The organism is Streptomyces halobius (genome assembly GCF_023277745.1).
GTDB lineage: Bacteria > Actinomycetota > Actinomycetes > Streptomycetales > Streptomycetaceae > Streptomyces > Streptomyces halobius.
In genome coordinates, this window is the sequence record NZ_CP086322.1 from 2,785,875 (window position 1) to 2,808,838 (window position 22,964).

Consider the following 22,964-nt stretch of genomic DNA (forward strand, 5'->3'; position numbering starts at 1 on the left):
CGCCGGTGACGTCCTGCTGCGCCTGTTCGCACTGAACCTCCCGGTGCCCTTCGGGCAGTTCACGCCCCTCGTACCCGCCGCTGCGCGCGGCGCTCACGGATCTGGACATGGTGCGGCCCGCCGGGGAGTGCACCGAGACCGCCGCCTGTGTCGAGGCGACGGTCTCGCTCTCGCCGGTCTCCGCCGATACGGTCGTCGGATCGCCGCTCCGGCCGACCAGGTCTACGCCCTCATCCGCGACGCCGTGGACTGGCCACAGCACTTCATCCCCACCCTCCACGTCGAGCGCGCGGCCCTGGGCCCCGACAGCGAGCGCCTGTGGATCTGGGCCACCGCCAACGGCGACGTCACCCACTGGACCTCGCACCGCACCCTCGACCCGAGGCGGCGGCGGATCGTCTTCGAACAGGAGGTCTGTTCCCCGCCCGTGGCCGCGATGAGCGGCGAATGGACGGTCGACGACGGCCCGGACGGCGGCTGCGAGCTGGTCCTGCACCACACCTTCTCCGCCGTGGACGACCTCCCGGAGAACGTCGACTGGATCACCTCGGCCACCGACCGCAACAGCCGCACCGAGCTGGCCAACATCAGGGCCCTGGCCGAGAACGCCCAGGCCGACGCCGAACTCCTCTTCTCCTTCGCGGACTCCGAGACGGTGCGCGGCCCCTCCGAGCAGGTCTACGCATTCCTCCAGGAAGCCGGCGCCTGGCCGGACCGGCTCCCCCACGTCTCCCGCCTCGACCTCCGCGAGCCCTCCGAAGGACTCCAACTGATGACGATGGTGACCCGCGCGGGCAATGGCTCGGAGCACACCACCGAGTCGGTGCGGGTCTGCTTCCCCCACGACCGGATCGTCTACAAGCAGCTCACCACGCCCCCTCTGATGGCCACCCACATCGGGCAGTGGCTGTTGCAGGAGACCGACGACGGCGTGTGCGTCACCTCCCACCACACCATCAGGGTGAACGAGGCGGCCATCCCCGCCGTCCTGGGCCCCGAGGCCACCCCGGCGACCGCACGCGACTACCTCCGCGAGGCGGTCGGCGGCAACAGCGCTGCCACTCTCTCCCTCGCCAAGCGCTTCGCAGAGGCCCCCCATGCCGTCTGAGCCCGGCGGCCCCCACCCCGACGGTGACCGCGCGCCACAGGTGCTGGTCGCCGGCGCCGGACCGGTCGGCCTCACCCTCGCCCACGAACTGGCCCGCAGGGGAGTACGAGTACGGGTCGTGGATCGGGCCGCCGGCCCGGCGACCAGCAGCCGCGCCCTGGCCCTCCATCCGCGCACCCTGGAGCTCTGCCACCAAATGGGCCTGGCTGACGCCCTGTTGGAGCGCGGCCGTCGCGTCACCCACTTCACCCTGCACCTGCGCGGCCGCGAGCTCATCCGCTTCAACACCAACTACACGCGGCTGCCCACCGCCTACCCCTTCAGCCTGATGCTCGACCAGGTCCACACCGAGGAGGTGCTCCGCACTCGCCTGGCGGAGCTCGGTGTCCGGATCGAGTGGGGGGTGGAGCTGCGGGACTGTGTCACAGAGGGCCCCCACGTCGCCGTACGGCTGGGGCACGGCGACCGCACGGCGGAGCTCACCGTCCCTTGGCTGGTCGGCGCGGACGGCTCACGAAGTACCGTGCGGAAGCGGCTGGGGCTGCGGCTGGTCGGGGACGCCACCCAGACCTGGCTCAACGCGGATGTGGTCCTCGACGTCGACCTCCCCCCGGACAGCAACCACTTGGTGCACACCGGATCCGGAAGCGTGCTGCTCGTCCCGTTCCCGGAGTCGGGCAAGTGGCGGGCCGTGGACACTGAGTACGCCCGGTACGACCGCGGTGGGGAGCGGGGGGACGGCCCGGAAGTGGTGCGCCGCCGGCTGGCGGAGGCCCTCTCGCGCGGCCTGGGCCGACCGGTCGCGGTCGCCGAACCGACCTGGGTCTCCGTCTTCCGTGTCCAGCAGCGCATGATCACCGCGATGCGGGCCGGCCGCTGCTTCGTGGCGGGCGACGCGGCCCATGTCCACAGCCCGGCCTCCGGCCAGGGCATGAACACCGGGATGCAGGACGCCGTCAACCTCGCCTGGAAGCTCGCCCAGGTGGTGCGCGGCGAGGCGGACGAGGCGCTGCTGGACACCTACGCCGCCGAGCGCGTCCCGGTGGGGGGCCGGCTGCTCTCCTCGACGCGGAAGGCCACGGCCCTGGTGGCGCTGCGCAACGCCGCCGCACCCGTCCTGATGCCGGTGGGGCTCACCGCACTGCGGGCGCTCGGACCCGTCAAGCGGCGCGTCGAGCACCGGTTCATGGCGGGCCTGTCCGGACTGGCGCTGCACTACGCCGATAGCCCGTTGAGCAGTGCCCCACCGTCCTCGCCCCAGCGCCTGGGCCGGCGCGGCGCCGGTGTCGAGCCGGGGCACCGGGTGGGCTGTACCGCGCGGGACGCGGCCCGCCACCCTGGGTGGTGGGCGCTCCGTCAGGCCCTCGCCGACCCCCGCTGGACGCTGCTCCACTTCAGCCAATCTGCAGCCGAACGGACATCCGAAGAAGGCGATTTGACTTTCCTGGTCGAGCGGTTTGGCCGCGCCGTCCGCGTCCACGAGGTGCACCCTGGCGGCCGGTCACGGAGCAACGGGGGCGCCATCCCGGACCCAGGCGGTGTCCTGCGGCGCACCCTGGGGGTCCCAGCCGGCGGCTACGCGCTCATCCGGCCGGACGGCTACCTGGCGGCGAAGGGGCCGCGGGCCACGGCGGACACCCTGACCGCCGCCCTGCGCGCCGTACACCTGCTCTCCGACGTCGACGCCCCCCAACTCCCGACGTCGACGCCCGCATAACACCCACGCGAGAACCGCAAGACACCCGATGCCTCCACGGCACGGCAGAGAGGAATACCTGGGGATGACACGAAGGGAAAGCGACGACCCGGCCGCCGCGCACGGCTCCGTGGCGCTGGTCACCGGCGCAACCCGTGGTCTTGGCCTGGCCATCGCATCGAAGCTCACCGCCGCCGGCTGCGAGGTCCTGCTCAACTATGCCCACGACGAGAGCGCCGCGCGGGCCGCCGAACGGGCCCTGGCCGAGGCCGGTGGCAAGGTCCGGCTGCTGCGCGCGGACATCGGCCGGCCCGCCGGCGTCGTCCGGATGCTCGACGAAGTCCGGCGTGTACACGGCACGTTGGACCTCCTCGTACACAGCGCCGGTACCTACCATCCGGCACCGGCCGCGGCGCCACACATCGGCCGCGCGCTCCGCGACGGCGCAGTGGCGCTCGGACCGCTGCTGTACGGGGCCGGGCGGCTGAGCGACCTGATGACTCCGGGCACCGGACGGATCGTCGCCGTCTCCAGCACCGGTGCCCACTCCGTCGTCCCCGGCTACGCCGGCCTGGGCATGGCCAAGGCGGCTCTGGAGACCCTGGTGCGCTATCTCGCGGTCGAGTTGGCGGACCGCGGCGTCGCCGTGAACGCGGTGGCAGCCGGCAAGCTCGCCGACGGCGCCTCCGCCGTGCTGCCCGCCGAAGCGGTGGCGGGGCTGGTGCGGCGCACTGCGGTGGGCCGGCTCACCGCTGCCGTCGAAGTGGCCGATGTCGTGGGGCTGTTGTGCCGCCCGGAGGCCGGCGGGCTCCATGGCCAGGTGCTGACCGTGGACGGCGGCGCCAGCCTCCGCTGAGGGGAGAGGAACCCACACCATGCGCATCATCGATCTGTCGACGACCGTGGACGCCTCCCAGTGGGAGGTGGACCCGGTCATCCACGAGGTGCTGACCCCGGCCGAGGGCGGCCGGCACATGGCCGAGGGGATGCGGCGCAACCACGGCGTCGTTTTCGACCCGGCCGAGCTGCCGGACGGCGAGCTGCTCTCCCTGGACACCCTCAAGCTGACCACCCACACAGGGACCCACGTGGACGCCCCCTCCCACTACGGCTCCAGGGCCGGCTACGGCGGCACCCCACGCCACATCGACCAGATGCCGCTCGACTGGTTCCTGCGGCCGGGGTTCCGGCTCGACCTCACCGGCGAGCCGGTCGGCGCCATCGGGGCCGACCGGGTGCGGCGCGCGCTCGACGCGTGCGGCTGCACCCCCGCCCCGATGGACATCGTGCTGCTCTACACCGGAGCGGACCAACTAGCCGGCACGCCCGCCTACTTCACCGACTTCGGCGGCCTCGACGCCGAGGCCACCCACCTCCTGCTGGACCTGGGGTCAAGGTCATCGGCACCGACGCGTTCAGCCTGGACGCGCCCTTCGGCCACATGATCGACGCGTACCAGCGGACCGGCGACCGCGGGGTGCTCTGGCCGGCGCACTTCGTGGGCCGGGAACGGGAGTACTGCCAGATCGAGCGGTTGAGCAACCTCGGCTCCCTCCCCGGCCCCACCGGCTTCCTGGTCTCCTGCCTCCCCGTCAAGATCGCAGGGGCGGGGGCCGGGTGGACCCGGGCCGCCGCGCTCGTCGAAGAGGAGCCGGCCGCCGAGGAGCGGTGCCCGGACCGCGCCGACGGATGAGCCCTTGAGGCAGAGAGCGCCACCTATCTCTCCCTGCCTCATACGTACCTCCCACTACCTCAAGGGCGCCCCGCACACCGTGCGGGGCGCCCTTGGGTCTGTCCGATGGGATGGGCTCAGGCGCGGGGCTCCAGCTCCCGCCGCAGCGCCTGACGTGCCGCATCCAAGGTCGCCACCTCGTCCTCCGGCCCTCGTACCCGCCGTGGGGAGAGCGGCAGGACGCCACTGTCCCCCCGGCGTACGGCGGGGTGCTGCCGGGCCAGAAGGGAGAGTCCACGCCCCGGCCCAGCCTCGACCAGAGAGAATTCGCCGGACGCCAACAACCCCTGGAGTGCGGGCCAGAAGCGCACCTTCGCGACCGGCTGGGCCGCCCAGTACACGGGGTCCGCGATCTCACGGGCGGTCAGTGGCGCGGCCGTGGCGCACGAGTGGATCGGCACCGCCGGGGAGTGCCGCGCCACCGAGGCCAGCACCGCAGTGGCACCCATGGCGTACGGCGCGATGGCCGGGCTGTGGAACGGACTGAGCGCCGGGACGGGCCGCACCGCGACGCCCCGGACACGCAGCCGCTCGCCCACTGCGCGCAGCGCGCCCTCCGGCCCGGCCAGCACCGTCTGGAGCGGCGCGTTGACCGCAGCGACCACCACCTCACAGTCGAGGAACGGCGCCAGCTGATCGGCGGAGGCGGCCACCGCGATCATGCCGCCCGGCGGGGAGTGCGCCAGCCGCACCACCCTGTCCAGTACGACGTGCGCGGCGTCGTGTACGGAGAAAACCCCGGCGAGCGTGGCCGCCGCCAACTCGCCGATGCTGTGGCCCAGCAGCGCCGCGGGGCGCACGCCCCAACTCTCCACGGTCCGCCCCAGGGCGTAGTCGACGGCGAAGAGCAGCGGCTGGGCCCGCAGTACATGGTCCATGGGCAGCTCCGACTGCTCAGCCAGCCAGTCCGCGCGGATGCGGGCCCCCTCCCTGCCCATCGCGTCGAAGACCTCGTCGAGCGCCTCGGTGAATGCCGCGACCGTGCCGTACAGGCCGGCGGTCATACGGGGGTACTGGGAGCCCTGCCCGGGCAGCAGCAGCGCGACCGGTCGGGACGCATGCCGCGCGGCGGCTCCGCGACAGCGCGCACGATCCGCCGCGCTGGCCGCCGTGACGGGCCCGGCCAGGGGAGTCTGGGGCACCTCTGTCATGACAGTCGGGCGGCTGCGGCCGCGATCCGCTCGTCGCTCGCCGTGAACGCGATCCGTACGTGCTGCTCGCCAGCTTCCCCGTAGAAGGTGCCGGGCGCCACGAGCAGGCCCCGATCGGCCAGTTCCTTCACAGTCACCCAGCACGACTCACCGCGGGTGGCCCACAGGAACAGCCCGCCCTCAGAGTGCTCACAGCGGAACCCCGCGGCGTGCAGGGCCTGTTGGAGGGTGTGGCGGCGCCGGGCATACCGGGCGTACTGCTCCGCCACGTGCGCGTCGTCGTCCAACGCGGCCACCATGGCTGCCTGGACGGGGGCGGGCACAGCGTGCCCGGCGTGCTTGCGGATCCGCAGCAATCGCTCGACCAGGCGCGGGTCACCGGAGCAGAGCCCCGCGCGGTAGCCAGCGAGATTGGAGCGCTTGGAGAGCGAGTGCACCGCCAACAACCCCTCGTGGCTGCCCCCGCACACCCGCGGGTGCAGCAGCGAGATCGGCTGGTGGTCCCAGCCGTACTCGATATAGCACTCGTCGTTGACCACGACCGTGCCGCGCTCCCGCGCCCAGGCCACCAGGTCGCGTAGCTCCTCCTCGCCCAGCACTCTGCCTTCAGGGTTGGAGGGGGAGTTGAGCCACAGCACCCGCACCGGTTCCGTGCCCAGGTCCCCCACGGCAGCCACCGGCCGGGAGGCGGCGCCGGCCAGCCGGGCGCTGACGTCGAAGGTGGGGAAGGCCAGGTGGGGAAAGGCCACGGTGTCGCCGGTGCCGGCGCCCAGCATGGCCGGCAGCCAGGCGATCAACTCCTTGGTTCCGACCGCGGGCAGCACCGCCGACGGCGCGACCGTCACGCCCAAGCGGCGGTGGAGCCAGCCGACGGCGGCCTCGCGCAGCACCGCGGTGCCTTCGGTGGGGGGTAGCCCGGCGCGTCCGAGGCTGAGGCGAGGGCCCGGCGGACAGGCTCGGGGGTGGGGTCGACGGGTTCGCCCAGGGCCAAGTTAACCAGTCCGTCGGGGTGTTCGGCCGCCCGGCGCTTGTGCGGCAGGAGGACGTCCCAGGGGAAGTCGGGCATCGCTCTCATCGCTGGCTCGCCTCCGCTCCCTCGGCCTCAGTCGGGGCCGCCTCGGGGTGCGAAGCGTCCGTAAGGCCCCAGGAGACCACCCTTGCGGGGTGAATGCGGATCATCTCGTCCGCGCAGACCGGGACATGGGACCTGCCTCCCGTGACGAGCGCCTGAGCGGTGCCACGGACGACGACGGCGCGGACAGTCTCGGGGTCCCGGCAGGGAATGTCGTCGATGACGAATGCGACTCTGCCGTTCCGCTGGACATTCCGGTACTTCCGGCTGTTTCCCATGTCCCTGCCGACGATGTCGATCAGCCCGTTCTCGGCATCGAAGAAGAAGCCCACGGGCGTGACATGGGGCTCGCCCCGTGCGTCGACCGTCGCCAGCCGGCCGTAGGTCTGCGTTCGTATATAGGCGATTTCCTGTGGGGTGAAAGACGGCACCTTTGCGTCCTTGTCCATAGCGAGCGGGTCACCGGCACGCTACGGATTCCGCTTCGAGCCCGTTTCGAGGCCGCGCACCCGGATTCCGGCTGGACCCCGGCTCGAAGGCCCAAGGCCACCATGGCGTTCGCGACTTCCCCTTGCGAGCTGTCCGCTTGCGAAACTTCCCCTAGCAGAAGGAGGGCAGATGCCGTACGACGTGGTCGTGGTGGGCGCCGGGCCCACCGGACTCATGCTCGCCTGTGAGCTCCAACTCGCCGGATCCCGAACCCTGGTCATCGAACGCCTGGAGCGGCCGGCCGACTTCTCCAAGGCGCTCGGCGTCCACGCGCGCACGGTGGAACTGCTCGATCTGCGTGGGCTCTGCGCGGACTTCCTGCAGGACGCCCGGAAACTTCCCGGCGGCAACTTCGCCAGCCTCGGTGTGCCCCTGGAGCTTACGCCCTTCGACACCGAGCACCCCTACGTACTGTTCGTCCCCCAGGTCCGCACAGAGGAGCTACTGACGCGGCGAGCCCTGGAGTTGGGGGTGGAGCTACGGCGCGGCCACACCCTGACCGCCCTGGAGCAGGATGACCAGAGCGTGACGGCCACGGTTACCGGTCCCGATGGGCCCACCCAGATCACTTCCTCGTATCTGGTCGGGTGCGACGGCGGCGGCAGTACTGTGCGCAAGCTGCTGGGCATTGACTTCCCCGGCGAGAAGCCCCATATGCTCGCGTTGATCGCGGACGCGCGGTTCCGCGAGGAGCTGCCCCGAGGGGAGGGAATGGGTCCCATGCGCCCCCGCGGGGTCATGCGGCACGACCTGCGCGCCTGGTTCTCCGCCTTCCCGCTGGAAGGGGGTGTCTTCCGCATCACCGTCGCCTTCTTCGACCGGCCCTTCGCCGACCGGCGCGCGCCCATCACCGACGAGGACCTGCGCGTGGCGCTCCGCGAGGTGGCCGGCGACGACTTCGGCATGTACGACGTGCGGTGGCGCTCCCGGCTCACCGACGCTTCGCGGCAGGCCACTCGGTACCGGGAGGGGCGGGTGCTGCTCGCCGGCGACTCCTGTCACATCCATCTGCCCGCGGGTGGCCAGGGGCTCAACCTCGGCTTCCAGGACGCCGTCAACCTCGGCTGGAAGCTGGGGGCCACCGTCACCGGCACTGCCTCGCCCCACCTGTTGGAGACCTACGAGGCCGAGCGCCGCCCGGTCGCCGACGGCGTGCTGCGCAACACCCGCGCACAGGCCGTCCTGATTGACCCCGACCCGCGGTTCCGGGGGCTCCAGGACCTGATGCGCGACCTGTTGCGCCAGCCGGAGACCAACCGCTATCTCGCCGGGCTGGTCTCCGCGTTGGACGTGCGCTACCCGATCGACGGCGAACACCCCCTGGTCGGGCGGCGGATGCCCGACCTCCTGTTGGACGCCGACACGGGGCGCCGCCGGCTGAGTACGCACTTCCACGCGGCGCATGGCGTCCTGTTGACGCTCTCCCCGGACCCGCACCATGCCGAACTCGCCACCCCGTGGAAGGACCGAGTGGACCTCGTCACAGCCACCGATGTGCTGGAGCGCGGCCCGGCCGTCGAGGGGCTGTCCGCGGTGCTCATCCGCCCCGACGGCTATGTCTGCTGGGCGGGTTCGGCCGCGGACGACACCGAAGGGCTGACCTCGGCGCTGCGTACCTGGTTCGGCTCACCCCTCTCGTAACCCGCTCCCCTTCGCCGGCCTCTCAGCCTCTTCACGCCTCTCCAGCCGCTGTTCCCCACCCCCCTACGACCTCAGGCCAAGGAGTTCCATGACCACCGCGCCCCACGCGTCCGTTGAGCAGGCCCGCGCGCTGCTCTCCCTGAACACCGCCTACCACCGAGCGAAAGCGCTGCACTCGGCCGTCGAATTGGGCCTGTTCGAGCTGCTCGCCGCCGGCCCCGCAACCATCGCGGAGATCAGAGAGCGATTGGGCCTGGCCCATCCGCTGACCGAGGAGTACCTGAAGTCCCTAGCCGCCCTCGGCCTGTTGGACAGGGACGGCGCGTCGTTCCGCAACACTCCGGCGGCCGCCGCCTTCCTCGTCCCCACCTCGTCCACGTACCTCGGAGGCAGCGTCCTCCAGCACGCCCGTAAGCACTACCACGTATGGGCCGGCCTGACGACCGCGCTGCGCGAGGGCGGGGCCGACTCCGGGGCCGAGGCCCACGGCCCCGAGGCATACCCCCAGCACTACGCGGACCCCGACCGGGCCCGGCAGGTCATGGCGCATTTCGACACCTTCAGCACCTTCACCGCAAAGGAGTTGGCCTGTCGCGTCGACTGGGAGCGGTACCGCACCTTCGTCGACATCGGTGGCGCTCGCGGCAATCTGGCCTCGCGTCTCGCCCTGGCCCACCCGCACCTGTCGGGCACCATCTTCGACCTGCCGGCCCTGGCGCCGTTGTGCGCGGAGCTGGTGGCCGAGCGCGGGGTCGAGGGACGCGTGGGCTTCCAGGGCGGTGACTTCCGGACCGATCCGCTGCCGACGGCCGACGCCGTGGTCATCGGGCATGTCCTCCCCGACTGGCCCCTGTCCGTGCGGCGGAAGCTGCTCGCCCGGATCTTCGATGCGCTTCCTTCGGGCGGGGCGTTGGTGATCTACGACCTGATGACCGACCCCGGCACCGAGACCGAGGACGATCTCCTCCAGCGCCTGAACCACGGGCTGATCCGGGGCGACAGCTCCTCCTGCAGCGTCCAGGAGTGCCGCGAGGCCGTCGCAGAGGCCGGTTTCCGGGTCCGTCAGACGGAGCGGATCGACAACCTCTTGGGGGACTGGCTCGTCGTCGCCCTCAAGCCCTGAGGGGGCCGGACAGCGAACCGGGCCGCTGCTCCCCTCTCCCAACCTGGTGTGGGGAGCCGGGCGGACGGCCCGGTCGTGGCACGCCGTCAGGAGCCCGCTCTCATCCGCAGCGCCGCCCCGCGCCGTGGCACTGGGCCACCGGCCACCGACAAACCCATCATGAGCATGGACTTGGCCTTGTTGACCGCGTCGATCCGGGACGCGGCCCCCAACTTCTCGAAAATATTGCGCAGATGGCGCTTGACCGTTGCTTCGGTTATTGCCAGGCGGGACGCGATCTGACTGTTGCTCAATCCCTGTGCCACATACTCCATGATCTGTAGTTCCCGGGCGGACAGTGACGCCTCCGCGAGGTGCGGCAGACTCGATGCGCTCCCCTTCGGGATGGATAGCACACTCTGCTCCGGGTGGGCACTGATCATGCGAATGACAGAGAGCACCTCATGCCGATTGAGGCTTTTCGTCAGAAAACCGCTCACTCGGAGTCGCAGTGCGTGCTTGATAAGCAGCGGGTGCTGGAAAGCGGTGAGGATAATGCAGTGGGAATCCGGCGACTGATTTCTCAGCCTCGCAGCAGTGGCGATGATTTCGCGGGGTTCAGCGCCGTCGAGCAGGATGATGTCGGGACGGGTCTCGGCCGCGACCCGCGCGGCGAGTTCGTCATTGGCCACCCCGCCGACGACCTTGATGTCCGGCTGCTGGGCCAGCACGTCGCAGAGGGTGTCCCGGAGCAGCGTCTGGTCGTCGACGACGAGGACGGTGATGACCTTGCTATCCATGAATCCTCCCCGGGCGCGGGGAAGTGTCCGTCGCACCTAAAGCCGGCAGACGGCCGAGCCTTCGGTGAAAGCCCTGGTGGATCAATTCGCAGAACATTGAAAACTTTCTCACTCGAAAATAGGACAGACGTCGACAATAGAGAACTTGATAAGTAATACCGCAAACGCGACTCGCACCAGTACAGCCTGACCGCGTTGCGAGAGCAAGCGCGCGGGGATAAAAAAATGGTCAGCGAAGAGTAAAGTGGAAACGAAAGGCTGAACCCTGGACGTTTTTGACCAAGCCGCCGTCCGCGTGATTGCATTGGCACCCCCGAAAGGCCCGTCGGGTGGCAGTCTGGATTCTGCCCACGGATAAAGCCCAAAGGCAAAAGGCCCGACCACGGCGGCTCTCCTTTCGGCGTCACCCCCTTTCATTTTGCGTGGTCATGCAGAAAATGAATTCCCGGCTCCTCGGTCTACGCTCCACAGCCATGGGCGGGGTTCGGCCGGAGTGGCGGTTCGGCCGGGGGGCGGACCGACGCTCCGACAAGCTCTTGTCGACATGTGAGGTCTGGCGATCTACGCTGTGGTCCATGGACGCATCAACGCCGGAGATCGACCCCCTGGTCGCGGTGACGGCCGAGGTCTTTGCGGTCAACGGCCGACTGCTCCGTGAAGGGGATCGGCTCTCCGCCCATGTCGGGCTGACCTCGGCTCGTTGGCAGGTGGCCGGTCTCCTGCTGGACGGCCCGCGCACCGTCGCCGACCTGGCCCGTGACCGCGGCCTCCGCCGTCAGGCCGTCCAGCAGACCGTCGACCGGCTCCGCGACCAGGGGTTGGTCACCACCAACCCCAACCCGCGGGACCAGCGCAGCCCACTCGTCGAGCTCACCCTCCGCGGCAGAAAGGCCCTCGACGACCTCGGTCCCCACGAAGACCGCTGGCTGGCCGAACTGGCCGAAGGCATCGCCCCGGAAGAGCTGCGCACCACGGTCTCCGTCCTGCGCCGGCTCCGCCGGAAACTCGACGCCCAGCTCGCGGACACCGCGCTGGGACAGCGGAACACCACGCCGCCCCAGCGCCGTTGAGTCACCCCGCAGCTGCACGAAGGCGGCTGTGGCGGAGCGGAGACCGCGGACGCAGGGCCGCATGACGGCCCCCCACGGCCTCCCCCAGGGAGCACGAGAAACTCCAGGAAGCACAAGGGATCACAAGAAACCGGAAGAGGGAGGAGCAGGCGATGCGGCAGGAGTGCCTGAATCCGGTCGGCAGGGACGTTGCGACAAGGGCGAAGGACTCTAAGGCGCGATATGAAGCAGTGGAAGAAGCTAAACCTAGGCATTCTGGCACATGTTGACGCCGGAAAGACCAGCCTGACCGAGCGGTTACTCCACCACACCGGCGCGATCTCGGCGGTGGGGAGCGTGGACGCGGGGACCACGCAGACCGACTCCATGGACCTGGAGCGGCGGCGCGGCATCACGATCCGGTCCGCAGTAGCCACCTTCACTCTCGGCGACCTCAAGGTGAACCTCATCGACACCCCAGGGCACTCCGACTTCATCGCCGAAGTCGAGCGGGTGCTGGGGGTGTTGGACGGCGTGGTGCTGGTGGTGTCGGCGGTGGAGGGGGTGCAGCCCCAGACCCGCGTGCTGATGCGGACGCTCCGACGGCTGGGCACCCCCGTACTATTCTTCGTGAACAAGGTCGACCGGATGGGCGCGCGGGACCGGGGTGTTGTGCGGGAGATCAGGGATCGGCTGGCCCCAGCTGCGCCCGTGCTCTCCACCGTCGCGGGAGCGGGGACGGCACGGGCGCGGGTGGCGCGACGGGAGCTGGCTGACTCCAGGGACCCGGGGTTCGCCACCGAACTGGCCGAGGTGCTCACCGCCCAGGACGACGCCTTCCTCGCCCGCTACATCGAAGGGTTGGAGGGCGGCCCCGCCCTGGGGGAGAAGGAGTACGTCGCGGAACTGGCCGCGCAGACGGCGCGTGGCGCGGTCCATCCCGTGTTCTTCGGTTCCGCGCTGACCGGGGAGGGAGTTCCCGAACTCATCGAAGGCGTACGAGAGTTGCTGCCGACCGTGGCACCGCAGGAGGCGGCCCGCCCGCTGCTCGGCTCGGTGTTCAAGGTGGAGCGCGGCGCGCGGGGTGAGATGGTCGCCTACGCACGGCTGCGCTCGGGCACGCTGGGCGCCCGTGAGCATGTGACGCTGCGCCGTGCCGACCGCTCCGGGCGGACCACCGAACACCCGGGGCGGATCACCGCCCTTGGAGTCTTCGAGCACGGCCCGACCTCCGGCGGAGCGGCGCGCGAGACACGGGCAGCGGCGGGGGACATCGTCCGGATCTGGGGGCTGAAGGGCGTCCGCATCGGTGACCGCGTCGTGAGCGCCGGCGCCGACCGCGACGAGGACCCGGCAGACTCGACCCCGCCCAGGATGTTCTTCGCTGCGCCCAGCCTGGAGACGGTGGTGCGGCCAGTCCTGCCGGCGGAGAAGGGGCGGCTGCACACGGCGTTGCGGATGCTGGGTGAGCAGGACCCATCGATCGAGGTCCGCTCGGACGAGGACTCCGCGGACGGGGCGGTGGTGCGCCTCTACGGGGAGGTGCAGAAGGAGATCCTGGCGGCGACGCTGGAGGAGTCCTTCGGAGTACGGGCGTGCTTCGACGTGACGCGGACGGTCTGTATCGAGAAGCCCGCGGGCGCCGGGGAGGCGCTGGAGGAACTGGACACGCGGACGCGGAACTACTTCTGGGCCACGGTCGGGCTGCGGGTAGAGCCGGGCGAGCCGGGCAGCGGCGTGAGCTTCGGTCTGTCGGTGGAGTTGGGCTCGCTGCCGCTGGCGTTCCACAAGGCGATCGAGGAGTCCGTCCACAGTACGCTGCGGTATGGGGTGTACGGCTGGCAGGTCACCGATGTGAAGGTGACGCTGGTGCGGACGGGGTTCGCCAGCCCTGTGAGCGCGGCGGACGACTTTCGGAAGGTGACGCCGCTGGTGGTGATGCGGGCCCTTCAGGAGGCGGGGACCGAGGTCCATGAGCCGGTCAGCGCCTTCGAGTTGGAGCTGCCAGCGGCCCGCCTCAGCCCTGTCCTGGCGAAGTTGGCTGAACTGGGGGCCATCCCGGCCGCACCGTCACCGCTCGGCGATGTCTACCACCTGCCGGGCACGCTTCCCACACAGCGTGTGCACGAGTTCCAGCAGGTCGTGCCCGGCCTGACCAACGGCGAGGGGGTGTTCACCGCCGAGCCCCACGGCCACCGTCCGACCACGGCCGCCGCCGTCCCCGAACGCCCCCGCCCGGCCGGCCCGGACCCCCGCAACCGGGACGCATACATCCTCCACGTCCTCAAGAACCTCTAGCGCCGCGGGTGCGGGCCAGCGCGGCCCACACCCGCCGCCCGGCGGCGACCAGGAACCGGCCTAGCCGACGGCCTGGCGTCCCCAATCCTTCGTGTTCAGGGGTGGGTTGGCGGGGACGACGTCGGCGGACAGCATGGTCGGGCCCGTGTGCCGGCTATCGACCGTTCTGCCGCCAAGGTCGTGGGGCAGTCCGTTGAGCATCAGGTTCATCGCCGCAGCGTGGCGGGCCTCGGCGCGGATATCCCTGCCGTGGTAGAGGGGGCACACCGACCGCGCGCTCCGGCTCGCGCGCCCATTGCTCGGCGGCGATCAGGAGCCGTCCGCTTCCGCAGAACGGTACTGATCGAGGCAGGCGTCGAACACGCCCGCCGGTTCCTCCAGCCGGGCCACTTCAGTGCTGAGTGCGGCCAGTGAGCGATCGGCCTCGCCATGCGGCCTCCGGGTCTGGGTGTCCCCCGGTGCCCCGTGCCGACGGACTGGTCGAGCCCCAGGCGCGCCCATGCCCCGTTCAGCGCCGGTTCGGCAGGTCCGAAGCTCCGGTCGTGGCCGACCCCGTCCGGGGCTGGCCACGACCGCAGGAAGATCACCTGGTAGGCGAGTTCCGGGTTGCGTCGCGGCACAGGGCGTCCAACGCCCGCCGCACTCCCCTGAACATCGACGAATCGTGACTGGCGGACATGACGGCTTCAGCCAGGTCTTACGTCCCCACGGCTTTCCGGTCGCGGGTTCCCAGTGCCCGCGCACCGCAGCGCACAGCGCGGGTCCGCATCGCATCAGACCTCGCCACCTGTGAAACTCAGGCCCCCGCAAGCAGCTCTTCCCGTGCCTGGCGGTGGGTCAGAAAGTGCGTCAAACGCGCGTCACTCGTGCGTCATGTGCATCGACCATGCGTCAAGATATCGCCCGTAACGCACACAACGCCCATAATGCACACTCAGCGAAACCGCAGGTCAGCGGCCCTTTCCAGCGGGCTCAAGGATTGCGACGCATTCCACGTGATGGGTCATCGGAAACAGATCGAACGCCCGCATCCGCCGCGGTACATACCCCGCCTCCCCGAAGTACTTCAGGTCGCGGGCGAGGGCCGCCGGGTCGCAGGCGACGTAGGCGATGCGGCGGGGGGTGAGGGCGGCGAGCTGGGTGACGGTTTTCTTGCCGGCGCCGGCGCGCGGGGGGTCGAGGACGATCAGGTCGACGTCGGTGATGCCGGTGCGGGGCAGGATCTGGTCGACCTTGCCGTGTTCGACGCGTACGCGGTCGAGGTCCTGGAGGTTGTGGCGGGCGTCCTCGACGGCGCGCTTGCCGGATTCGATGCCGAGGACCGCGCCCTTGTCGCCGACGCGTTCGGCGAGGGCGCCGGCGAAGAGGCCCACGCCGCAGTACAGGTCGAGGGCCATATCGCCCTTCTTCGGCATCAGGCCCTGCATGACCGCCTCGACCAGCAGGTCGGCGGCCTTCGGGTGGACCTGCCAGAAGCCGCCGTTGCCGACCCGCCAGGTGCGGCCGGCGGCGCGTTCGCGGACGAAGGGGCGGCCGTGGACGCGGTGGACGCTGCCGTCCTTCTCGCTGACCCGGAGGACGGATACCGGCTTGTCGAGTTCGACGAGCGGGAGGCGGCCGCCGGGCTTGGGGGTGAGGATGACCTGGCGGTCGTGCGAGCCGGTGGCGGCGATGGCCTCGACGGTGGCGATCTGTGGCCAGTCGTGCTTCTCGACGCCCAGCTCGGAGACGCCGGGGGCGGCGATCATGCAGTGGGAGACGGGCTCGACGTCGTGGGAGCGGTGTTTGCGCAGGCCGACGCGGCCCTCGGCGTCGATGGCGTACTGGACGCGGGTGCGCCAGGCCGGGACCTCGCCCTTGGCGACCTTGTCGCCCGGGGCGGGCTCGACGGTGCCGTCCCAGCGGGCGTCCTCCGGGGAGAGCCCGGCCAGCCGCGCCAGCTGCTCGGCGACGACGGCGCCCTTGAGGCGGCGCTGGGCGCCGGGCGCGGCGTGCTGCCAGTCGCAGCCGCCGCACCTGCCGGGGCCGGAGAAGGGGCAGGGGGCCTCGATCCGGTCCTTGGACGCCACCTGGATCTCGACGGCGTCCGCGCGGAGGAAGCGGGCGTCCTCGTCGCCTTCGGTGACGCGGGCGATGACGCGTTCGCCGGGCAGGGCGTGCCGTACGAAGAGGACCCTGCCCTCGTCCGTGCGGGCGATGCAGTGGCCGCCGTGGGCGACCGGGCCGACCTCGACCTCGTGCTCCTCGCCGACCAGCGACTTCTTCGGTTCTGTCTGCATGGCGGGGAGGGCTCCTGAGGTGCGGGGGGCGACAGGGACATGAAGGAAACAGGGACGTCGATAAAGTCGACAAAGTCGATAACCATGACGGCCCGGCCTCCGGGCGGAGGCCAGCCGTCAAGTCTACGTCCCATCGCGCCGTGCCCCCTCCTCCTGGGGGCGGGGCGTCAGGGGCCGATGCCCTGGAGCCGGGCGGTCACGGCTTGGCGGCCGCCTTGTCCTTCTTCGACTGGCTGGCCGGCTTCTCCTTCTTCGGCTGGGTGACCGGACCGCGCCGCACCGCGCCCGGAGCGTTCCACTCCGCGCGCTTGCGGGCCCGCAGCTTGGCGGCCTCGGAGGAGTCCAGCTGCCAGGGCACGGAGGTGACCATGACTCCGGGGGTGAACAGGAGGCGTCCCTTGAGGCGCAGGGCGGACTGGTTGTGCAGCAGATGCTCGTACCAGTGACCGACGACGTATTCCGGGATGTAGACGGAGACGGCGTCGCGCGGACTCTGCCGGCGCAGCGATTTGACGTGGTCGATGATCGGCCGGGTGATCTCGCGGTAGGGGGAGGCCAGGACCTTGAGGGGCACCTCGATGCCGCGGCGTTCCCATTCGTCGCGCAGCGCCCTCGTGTCGGCCGGGTCGACGTCGACGCTGACCGCTTCGAGAGTGTCGGAGCGCATCAGCTTGGCGTAGTTCAGGGCCCGCAGTGTGGGTTTGTGGACCTTGGAGACCAGGACCAGGGAGTGCACCCGGGAGGGGCGTACGACGCCGTCGTCGGGGGTGTCGTCGGCGGCGAGCTCGTCGGCGACCCGGTCATAGTGGCGGCGGATCGCGGACATCGTGACGAAGAAGATGACCATGCCGAGCAGGGCCACCCACGCGCCGTGGGTGAACTTCGTCAGCAGGACGACGGTGAGGACCAGGCCGGTGAAGGTGGCTCCGAAGGCGTTGATGGCGCGCGAGCGGTGCATCCGGCGGCGCTTGGCCGGGTCCTTCTCGGCGGCCAGGTGGCGGTTCCAGTGCCGGACCATGCCGACCTGGCTGAGCGTGAAGGAGACGAAGACGCCGACGATGTAGAGCTGGATCAGCTTGGTCGAGTCCGCATCGTAGAGGTAGACGAGGACGGCGGCGGCCCCCGCGAGCAGCACGATGCCGTTGGAGAAGGCCAGCCGGTCGCCGCGGGTGTGCAGCTGGCGCGGCAGATAGCGGTCCTGGGCCAGGATCGAGCCGAGCAGCGGGAAGCCGTTGTAGGCGGTGTTGGCGGCCAGGAAGAGGACCAGTGCGGTGGCGGCGGCCAGCACGACGAACGGAAGCGATCCGCCGCCGAAGACCGCGGCGGCGACCTGGGAGATGACCGGTTCCTGGGTGAAGCCGGCGCCGACCGGGGTGCCGTTGTCGAGCAGGTCCTTGGCCGGGTTCTCCGCCATGTGGACGTTGGTGGCCAGGGCCAGCACGATGATCCCGCAGAACATGGTGACGGCCAGGCCGCCCATGAACGCCAGCGTCGTACCGGCGTTCTTGGACTTCGGCTTGCGGAAGGCCGGGACGCCGTTGGAGATCGCCTCGACGCCGGTGAGCGCGGCACAGCCGGAGGAGAACGCGCGCAGCAGGAGGAAGACCAGCGCGAAGCCGGCCAGGCCGCCCTGTTCAGCGTGGAGGGTGAGGTCCGCGGTGGGGGCCTTCATGGTGTCGCCCAGCACCAGGCCGCGGAACGCGCCCCATATGAGCAGGAGGAAGACGCCGGTCACGAAGACGTACGTCGGTATGGCGAAGAGCTTGCCGGACTCCTTGACCCCGCGCAGGTTCATCAGGGTCAGCAGGACGATCACGGCGATGGCGCAGAGCGTCTTGTGCTCGACGACGAACGGGATCGCGGAGCCCAGGTTCTCGATGCCGGAGGAGATGGAGACCGCGACCGTCAGGACGTAGTCGACGAGCAGAGCGCTGGCGACGGTGAGTCCGGCCCGCGGGCCGAGGTTGGTGGTGGCGACCTCGTAGTCGCCGCCGCCGCTCGGGTAGGCGTGCACGTTCTGCCGGTACGACGCCACGACGGTGAACATCAGCACCACGACCGCGACCGCGATCCAGGGGCTGAAGGCGTATGCCGACGCACCCGCGACGGACAGGACGAGCAGCACCTCACCCGGCGCGTAGGCCACGGAGGACAGCGGGTCGGAGGCGAAGACGGGGAGTGCGATGCGCTTGGGAAGGAGGGTTTCCCCCAGCTTGTCGCTGCGCAGTGCGCGCCCGATCAGGATGCGTTTGGGCACGTCGGTCAGTTTGGACACGGGGAGGATGCTAAGCCTTTGTCCACGTTCACGCCCACCCGCTACCCGCATGGTGGTCACCCTGGGTCCGCGAGGCGGCCCGTCCGACCTGGCCGGGACTACGCAGTGACACAGCGCGTGCACATAATCCGCACATTCCGGCCATGTCGGTCCGTCGTTCCCCGCGGTGGTGGCGTCGTCGGCGTACCCGGCAGGCGCCCGCCGACCGCCGGCCGTGGACACGGGACCGATCAATCCCGGACGATCATCTCGGCGTGCGACCGGCACCTTGCGGGGCGGCGGGGCGAGTGGCGCGCCCGGCCGCGCGGCCCCGGCGGGGCGCACGGCTCACCGCCTCCCCCGAACGCGGCGCGTCCGCCAGGTCGTTGGCGGAGGCGGAGGGCAGGTCGGCGGCGCCGCACCCGACCGCTTCCGAACGGGCCCGACCGCGCTCCCTCCAGGGCACGTCATTACGGCTACGGTTGTACCGGACCACGGAGTGCCCAACGCCCCCGTTGGCGCGTCAGGTCCCTGTCGCGAGCAGTGGCTTCGTGTCGCCGGTACTCGGAGAAGAAAGTAGTGAGCAGGGTGTTTGTGCAGTTCAGCGCACTAGTGCAGGGCACGGGGTAATCAGCATGCACATCGTCATCATGGGGTGCGGCCGCGTGGGTGCCGCGCTCGCGCAGACCCTGGAGAGCCAGGGGCACACCATCGCGGTGGTCGACCAGGACCCGACCGCGTTCCGCCGCCTGGGCTCGTCCTTCGGCGGCCGGCGGGTGACCGGCGTCGGCTTCGACCAGGACACCCTGCGGGAGGCCGGCATCGAGGAGGCGGGCGCCTTCGCCGCCGTCTCCAGCGGTGACAACTCCAACATCATCGCGGCCCGGGTGGCCCGCGAGACGTTCGGCGTCGAGAATGTCGCGGCCCGGATCTACGACCCGCGCCGCGCCGAGGTCTATCAGCGGCTGGGCATCCCGACCGTGGCCACCGTCCGCTGGACGGCGGACCAGATGCTGCGCCGGCTTCTGCCCTCGGGCGCCGAGCCGCTGTGGCGGGACCCGAGCGGCGGCGTCCAGCTCGCCGAGGTACACACCTCCACGGCCTGGGTCGGCCACAAGATCAGCACCCTGCAGGACGAGACCGGCGTACGGGTCGCCTTCCTCACCCGGCTGGGCGAGGCGATGCTGCCGACCTCGCGGACCGTGCTGCAGGAAGGCGATCTGGTGCACGTGATGATGCACAGCGACGAGGTCGAGAAGGTCGAAGCGGCATTCGCCGGGGGTCCTGAGGAGGCGCACGCATGAGGGTCGCAATCGCGGGCGCGGGCGCGGTGGGCCGTTCCATCGCCGGTGAGTTGCTGGAGAACGGGCACGAGATCCTGCTCATCGACAAGGCGCCGACCGCCATCTCGGTCGAGCGGGTGCCGCTGGCGGAGTGGCTGCTGGCCGACGCCTGCGAGATCACCTCGCTGGACGAGGCGGCGCTGCAGCGCTGCCATGTCGTCATCGCGGCGACCGGCGACGACAAGGTCAACCTCGTCGTCTCGCTGCTCGCCAAGACGGAGTACGGGGTACCGCGGGTGGTCGCCCGCGTCAACAACCCGAAGAACGAGTGGCTGTTCAACGAGTCCTGGGGCGTCGATGTCGCGGTCTCCACGCCGCGGCTGATGTCGGCCCTGGTCGAGGAGGCGGTGAGCGTCGGCGATCTGGTACGGCTGCTGCGCTTCAGCCACGGCGACGCCAACCTCGTCGAGCTCACACTGCCTCCGGAGGCGGCCCTGGCCGGCACCCGGGTCGGCACCGTGGAGTGGCCCGAGGACACCTCCCTGGTCACCATCATCCGCGGTACGCGGGTGCTCACGCCCAACACGGAGGATGTGCTGGAGGCGGGCGACGAGCTGCTGTTCGTCGCGGCCCAGTCGCGCGAGGAGCAGCTGGAGGATCTGCTGTCGGTACGCCGCGAGGACACGGCCGGCTGAGATCTCCGAAGCCGGCGGGCGGTCGTGGCGACTGACGCCACCCGGCGGTCGACGGCGGTCGTGACGGCTGTGGCCGGGCGATCGCCGTGACCATCGCCGTGACAGACGAGGGCCCCTGGGACCACATCGGTTCCCAGGGGCCCTCGTCAGCGGAACACCGGCGTCGGCGGAGGAGTACCGGGTGGCCCGGGCCGCTCAGCCGCCCTGCCGTGGTCCCTCGGGTCGCTCGGCGATCGCGTCGGGCGTGACATCCCGCGCCAGTCCGTCCGCGACCAGGTTCAGAGCCTCGCGCTCCTTCTCCCGCTCCCCCTTGGCCGCTTCTTCCGCCCTCTCCTTCGCCTCCATCTCCGCGAAGACATCGATGGGCGGCGGTGCCTTCGCCAGGAAGACCCAGGTCAGATAGACCGCGAGCAGGAACGGCGGGATCTTCAGCGCGATGAGCACCCAGCCGAGGTGGGTGGTGTCCGCCCACCAGTACAGCGGGAAGAGGATCGCGCACTTGGCGAACAGGATCAGTCCCCAGGCATAGCTGGCCTTGGCGTATGCCTTCTTCCGGCCCGGGTTACGGGTGCGCCAGGAGAGGTTCTCCTTGAACACCGGGCCCAGGATCAGGCCGATCAGCGGCACACCCGCCAGCGTGGTGACGAAGTACGCCACCGACAGCCCGAGGGTGTAGAGCATGCCCGGCAGATAGAAGTCCTTGGCGTTGCCGGTCATCATCGCGAAGACCACGCCGAAGGCCACGCCGAAAACACCGCTGAAGGCGTGCTTCATGGTGTCCCGGCGCACCAGGCGGACGGCCGCCAGCACCAGGGAGACGGCCAGCGCGGCGATCGCCGAGACATGCAGGTCCCTGTTGACGGTGTAGATCGCGACGAACAGCAGGCCGGGGAGAACGGTCTCCACCATGCCGCGTACGCCGCCGAACGCCTCGAACAGGGCGGCCTCGGTGAGGTGTTTGCCATCGTGTCTGCCGTGGGCGTCCCCGGCCGCGTCGGGGGGCGGCGCAGTGGCGGACGAGCGGTCTGCGGAAGTGTCAGTGGTCGGTCTGTCGTAAGACGTCACCGGCTACTCCTGTCCGAGCGGTCGGAGTTCGTACTTCGGGTTGAAGAGCACCCGGCGTCCGTGGCTCATGGAGACCCGGCCCGAGGCGATGAGCTTACGGCCCGGCTCGATGCCGACGATGGAACGACGTCCCAGCCACACCACGTCGAGCGCCGCGGAGCCGTCGAACAGCTCCGCCTCCAGCGCGGGCACACCGGCGCGCGGCCGCAGCGTCACATGCCGCAGCGTGCCGGTGACCTTGACTATCTGGCGGTCGTCGCAGTCGCAGATACGGGTGCACCCCGTGGTCTGCGTGTCCCGCTGCAGCTCGGCGGACTGCAGTTCCTCCTGGGAGGAGGACAGCCTGTCGAGCAGCCGGCGGAAGCGACCGGCCGGCTTCCCGGTGGGGGTCCCAGCACTCATGGAACCAGCCTACCGGTGCACCACATCCGCCCTCACGGGCCACGCACCCCGACCGCACCTCCCGGGGACACTCCCCGGCCCCGGCCGGAACACCGCCCCCGACCCGTCCGTACAGGTCGCCTCCTGCCCGTCCGCACAGGTCGCCCTCGCCTCACTGCTCGAACCGGTACCCCATCCCGGGTTCGGTGATGAAGTGCCGCGGATGCGAGGGATCGTTCTCCAGCTTGCGGCGGAGCTGGGCCATGTAGACCCGGAGGTAGTTGGTCTCGGTGCCGTACGACGGGCCCCAGACCTCCTGGAGCAGCTGCTTCTGGCTGACCAGCCGGCCCCCGTTCCGGACGAGGACCTCCAGCAGATGCCACTCGGTGGGGGTCAGCCGGATGTCGCGGCCGCCGCGGTTGACCTTCTTCGCGGCGAGGTCGACGGTGAATTCCTCGGTCTCCACCACGACCTCGTCATCGGCCGGCCCGGTCGGCTCCGCCCGCCGCACCGCCGCCCGCAGCCGGGCCAGCAGCTCGTCCATCCCGAACGGCTTGGTGACATAGTCGTCCGCGCCCGCGTCCAGCGCTTCGACCTTCTCGTCGGAGGTCTGGCGGGCGGACAGCACCAGGATCGGCACCCGTGTCCAGCCGCGCAGGCCCTTGATCACCTCCACCCCGTCCATGTCGGGCAGGCCGAGGTCAAGGACGATGACATCGGGGTGGCGGGCGGCGGCGAGCCTGAGGGCGCTGGCCCCGTCGGGGGCGGCGTCCACCTCGTACTTGCGCGCCTTCAGGTTGATCACGAGGGCGCGTACGATCTGCGGCTCGTCATCGACCACAAGCACCCGGTTCACTGGCGTTCTCCCT

General features: G+C 70.6%; 18 protein-coding genes and 2 pseudogenes. 10 read left to right on the forward strand and 10 right to left on the reverse strand.

Going from position 1 to position 22,964, the window contains the following annotated elements:
- Positions 1–127 precede the first annotated feature (127 nt).
- The 4 genes and pseudogenes from K9S39_RS12825 (at position 128) to K9S39_RS12840 (ending at position 4,497) form a co-directional block, all read left to right on the forward strand.
- Positions 128–1,108 (forward strand): aromatase/cyclase, encoded by a 981-nt coding sequence (locus K9S39_RS12825; protein WP_283112309.1) that lies wholly within the window; start codon positions 128–130, stop codon positions 1,106–1,108.
- Positions 1,098–2,825 (forward strand): FAD-dependent oxidoreductase, encoded by a 1,728-nt coding sequence (locus K9S39_RS12830; RefSeq protein WP_248863471.1) that lies wholly within the window; start codon positions 1,098–1,100, stop codon positions 2,823–2,825. The genes K9S39_RS12825 and K9S39_RS12830 overlap by 11 nt, the downstream gene beginning before the upstream one ends.
- A gap of 64 nt (positions 2,826–2,889) precedes the next feature.
- A complete protein-coding gene (locus K9S39_RS12835; RefSeq protein WP_248863472.1) occupies positions 2,890–3,660 on the forward strand; it encodes an SDR family oxidoreductase in 771 nt (256 codons plus the stop codon).
- Between the two features lie 19 nt (positions 3,661–3,679).
- A pseudogene (locus tag K9S39_RS12840) lies at positions 3,680–4,497 on the forward strand (cyclase family protein).
- A 116-nt stretch (positions 4,498–4,613) separates the two neighbouring features.
- Here K9S39_RS12840 and K9S39_RS12845 read toward each other — a convergent pair.
- The 3 genes and pseudogenes from K9S39_RS12845 to K9S39_RS12855 all read right to left on the reverse strand — a co-directional run bounded on the left by K9S39_RS12845 (position 4,614) and on the right by K9S39_RS12855 (position 7,208).
- Positions 4,614–5,678: an acyltransferase domain-containing protein gene (locus tag K9S39_RS12845; protein WP_248863473.1), complete on the reverse strand. Its 1,065-nt coding sequence runs from the start codon at positions 5,676–5,678 to the stop codon at positions 4,614–4,616.
- Between the two features lie 5 nt (positions 5,679–5,683).
- A pseudogene (dapC, locus tag K9S39_RS12850) lies at positions 5,684–6,762 on the reverse strand (succinyldiaminopimelate transaminase).
- The gene (locus K9S39_RS12855) at positions 6,759–7,208 is read right to left on the reverse strand and encodes a PPOX class F420-dependent oxidoreductase (protein ID WP_248863474.1); all 450 of its coding nucleotides are present in this window, start codon (positions 7,206–7,208) and stop codon (positions 6,759–6,761) included. The pseudogene dapC and the gene K9S39_RS12855 overlap by 4 nt, the downstream one beginning before the upstream one ends.
- 169 nt (positions 7,209–7,377) lie before the next feature.
- Between K9S39_RS12855 and K9S39_RS12860 the strand changes: the two genes are divergently transcribed.
- Both K9S39_RS12860 and K9S39_RS12865 read left to right on the forward strand, forming a co-directional pair.
- Positions 7,378–8,889, forward strand: coding sequence for an FAD-dependent monooxygenase (locus K9S39_RS12860; RefSeq protein ID WP_248863475.1), 1,512 nt, complete (start codon positions 7,378–7,380; stop codon positions 8,887–8,889).
- 88 nt (positions 8,890–8,977) lie between these two features.
- Complete coding sequence (locus K9S39_RS12865) at positions 8,978–10,012, forward strand: acetylserotonin O-methyltransferase (RefSeq protein WP_248863476.1); 1,035 nt, start codon at positions 8,978–8,980, stop codon at positions 10,010–10,012.
- Positions 10,013–10,098: 86 nt separating this feature from the next.
- Here the strand turns inward: K9S39_RS12865 and K9S39_RS12870 are convergent, their stop codons facing one another.
- Entirely contained in the window at positions 10,099–10,791 is a 693-nt protein-coding gene (locus K9S39_RS12870; protein ID WP_248863477.1) for a response regulator transcription factor, read from the reverse strand.
- A gap of 575 nt (positions 10,792–11,366) precedes the next feature.
- Between K9S39_RS12870 and K9S39_RS12875 the strand changes: the two genes are divergently transcribed.
- Both K9S39_RS12875 and K9S39_RS12880 read left to right on the forward strand, forming a co-directional pair.
- Positions 11,367–11,861: a MarR family winged helix-turn-helix transcriptional regulator gene (locus tag K9S39_RS12875; protein WP_248863478.1), complete on the forward strand. Its 495-nt coding sequence runs from the start codon at positions 11,367–11,369 to the stop codon at positions 11,859–11,861.
- Positions 11,862–12,083: 222 nt separating this feature from the next.
- Entirely contained in the window at positions 12,084–14,138 is a 2,055-nt protein-coding gene (locus K9S39_RS12880; protein WP_248863479.1) for an elongation factor G, read from the forward strand.
- Between the two features lie 60 nt (positions 14,139–14,198).
- Here K9S39_RS12880 and K9S39_RS12885 read toward each other — a convergent pair whose 3' ends face one another.
- The 3 genes from K9S39_RS12885 to K9S39_RS12895 form a co-directional block, all read right to left on the reverse strand.
- On the reverse strand, positions 14,199–14,348 hold the full coding sequence (locus K9S39_RS12885; RefSeq protein ID WP_248863480.1) for a hypothetical protein: 150 nt from the start codon (positions 14,346–14,348) through the stop codon (positions 14,199–14,201).
- Positions 14,349–15,088: 740 nt separating this feature from the next.
- Complete coding sequence (locus tag K9S39_RS12890; protein ID WP_248863481.1) at positions 15,089–16,417, reverse strand: class I SAM-dependent RNA methyltransferase; 1,329 nt, start codon at positions 16,415–16,417, stop codon at positions 15,089–15,091.
- A 196-nt stretch (positions 16,418–16,613) separates the two neighbouring features.
- A complete protein-coding gene (locus tag K9S39_RS12895; RefSeq protein WP_248863482.1) occupies positions 16,614–18,692 on the reverse strand; it encodes an APC family permease in 2,079 nt (692 codons plus the stop codon).
- Between the two features lie 614 nt (positions 18,693–19,306).
- On the opposite strand from K9S39_RS12895, the gene K9S39_RS12900 reads away from it, so the two are divergent.
- Together K9S39_RS12900 and K9S39_RS12905 are read left to right on the forward strand one after the other, a co-directional pair.
- A complete protein-coding gene (locus K9S39_RS12900; protein ID WP_248863483.1) occupies positions 19,307–19,975 on the forward strand; it encodes a potassium channel family protein in 669 nt (222 codons plus the stop codon).
- Positions 19,972–20,649: a potassium channel family protein gene (locus tag K9S39_RS12905; RefSeq protein WP_248863484.1), complete on the forward strand. Its 678-nt coding sequence runs from the start codon at positions 19,972–19,974 to the stop codon at positions 20,647–20,649. The genes K9S39_RS12900 and K9S39_RS12905 overlap by 4 nt, the downstream gene beginning before the upstream one ends.
- Before the next feature lie 195 nt (positions 20,650–20,844).
- On the opposite strand, the gene K9S39_RS12910 is transcribed toward K9S39_RS12905, so the two are convergent.
- The 3 genes from K9S39_RS12910 to K9S39_RS12920 all read right to left on the reverse strand — a co-directional run bounded on the left by K9S39_RS12910 (position 20,845) and on the right by K9S39_RS12920 (position 22,951).
- Positions 20,845–21,714 (reverse strand): DUF3159 domain-containing protein, encoded by an 870-nt coding sequence (locus K9S39_RS12910; protein WP_248863485.1) that lies wholly within the window; start codon positions 21,712–21,714, stop codon positions 20,845–20,847.
- 3 nt (positions 21,715–21,717) lie between these two features.
- The gene (locus K9S39_RS12915) at positions 21,718–22,116 is read right to left on the reverse strand and encodes an OB-fold nucleic acid binding domain-containing protein (protein ID WP_248863486.1); all 399 of its coding nucleotides are present in this window, start codon (positions 22,114–22,116) and stop codon (positions 21,718–21,720) included.
- Between the two features lie 151 nt (positions 22,117–22,267).
- Positions 22,268–22,951 carry a response regulator gene (locus tag K9S39_RS12920; protein WP_248863487.1) on the reverse strand — a complete coding sequence of 228 codons (684 nt, stop codon included), beginning with the start codon at positions 22,949–22,951 and terminating at the stop codon, positions 22,268–22,270.
- Positions 22,952–22,964 lie beyond the last annotated feature (13 nt).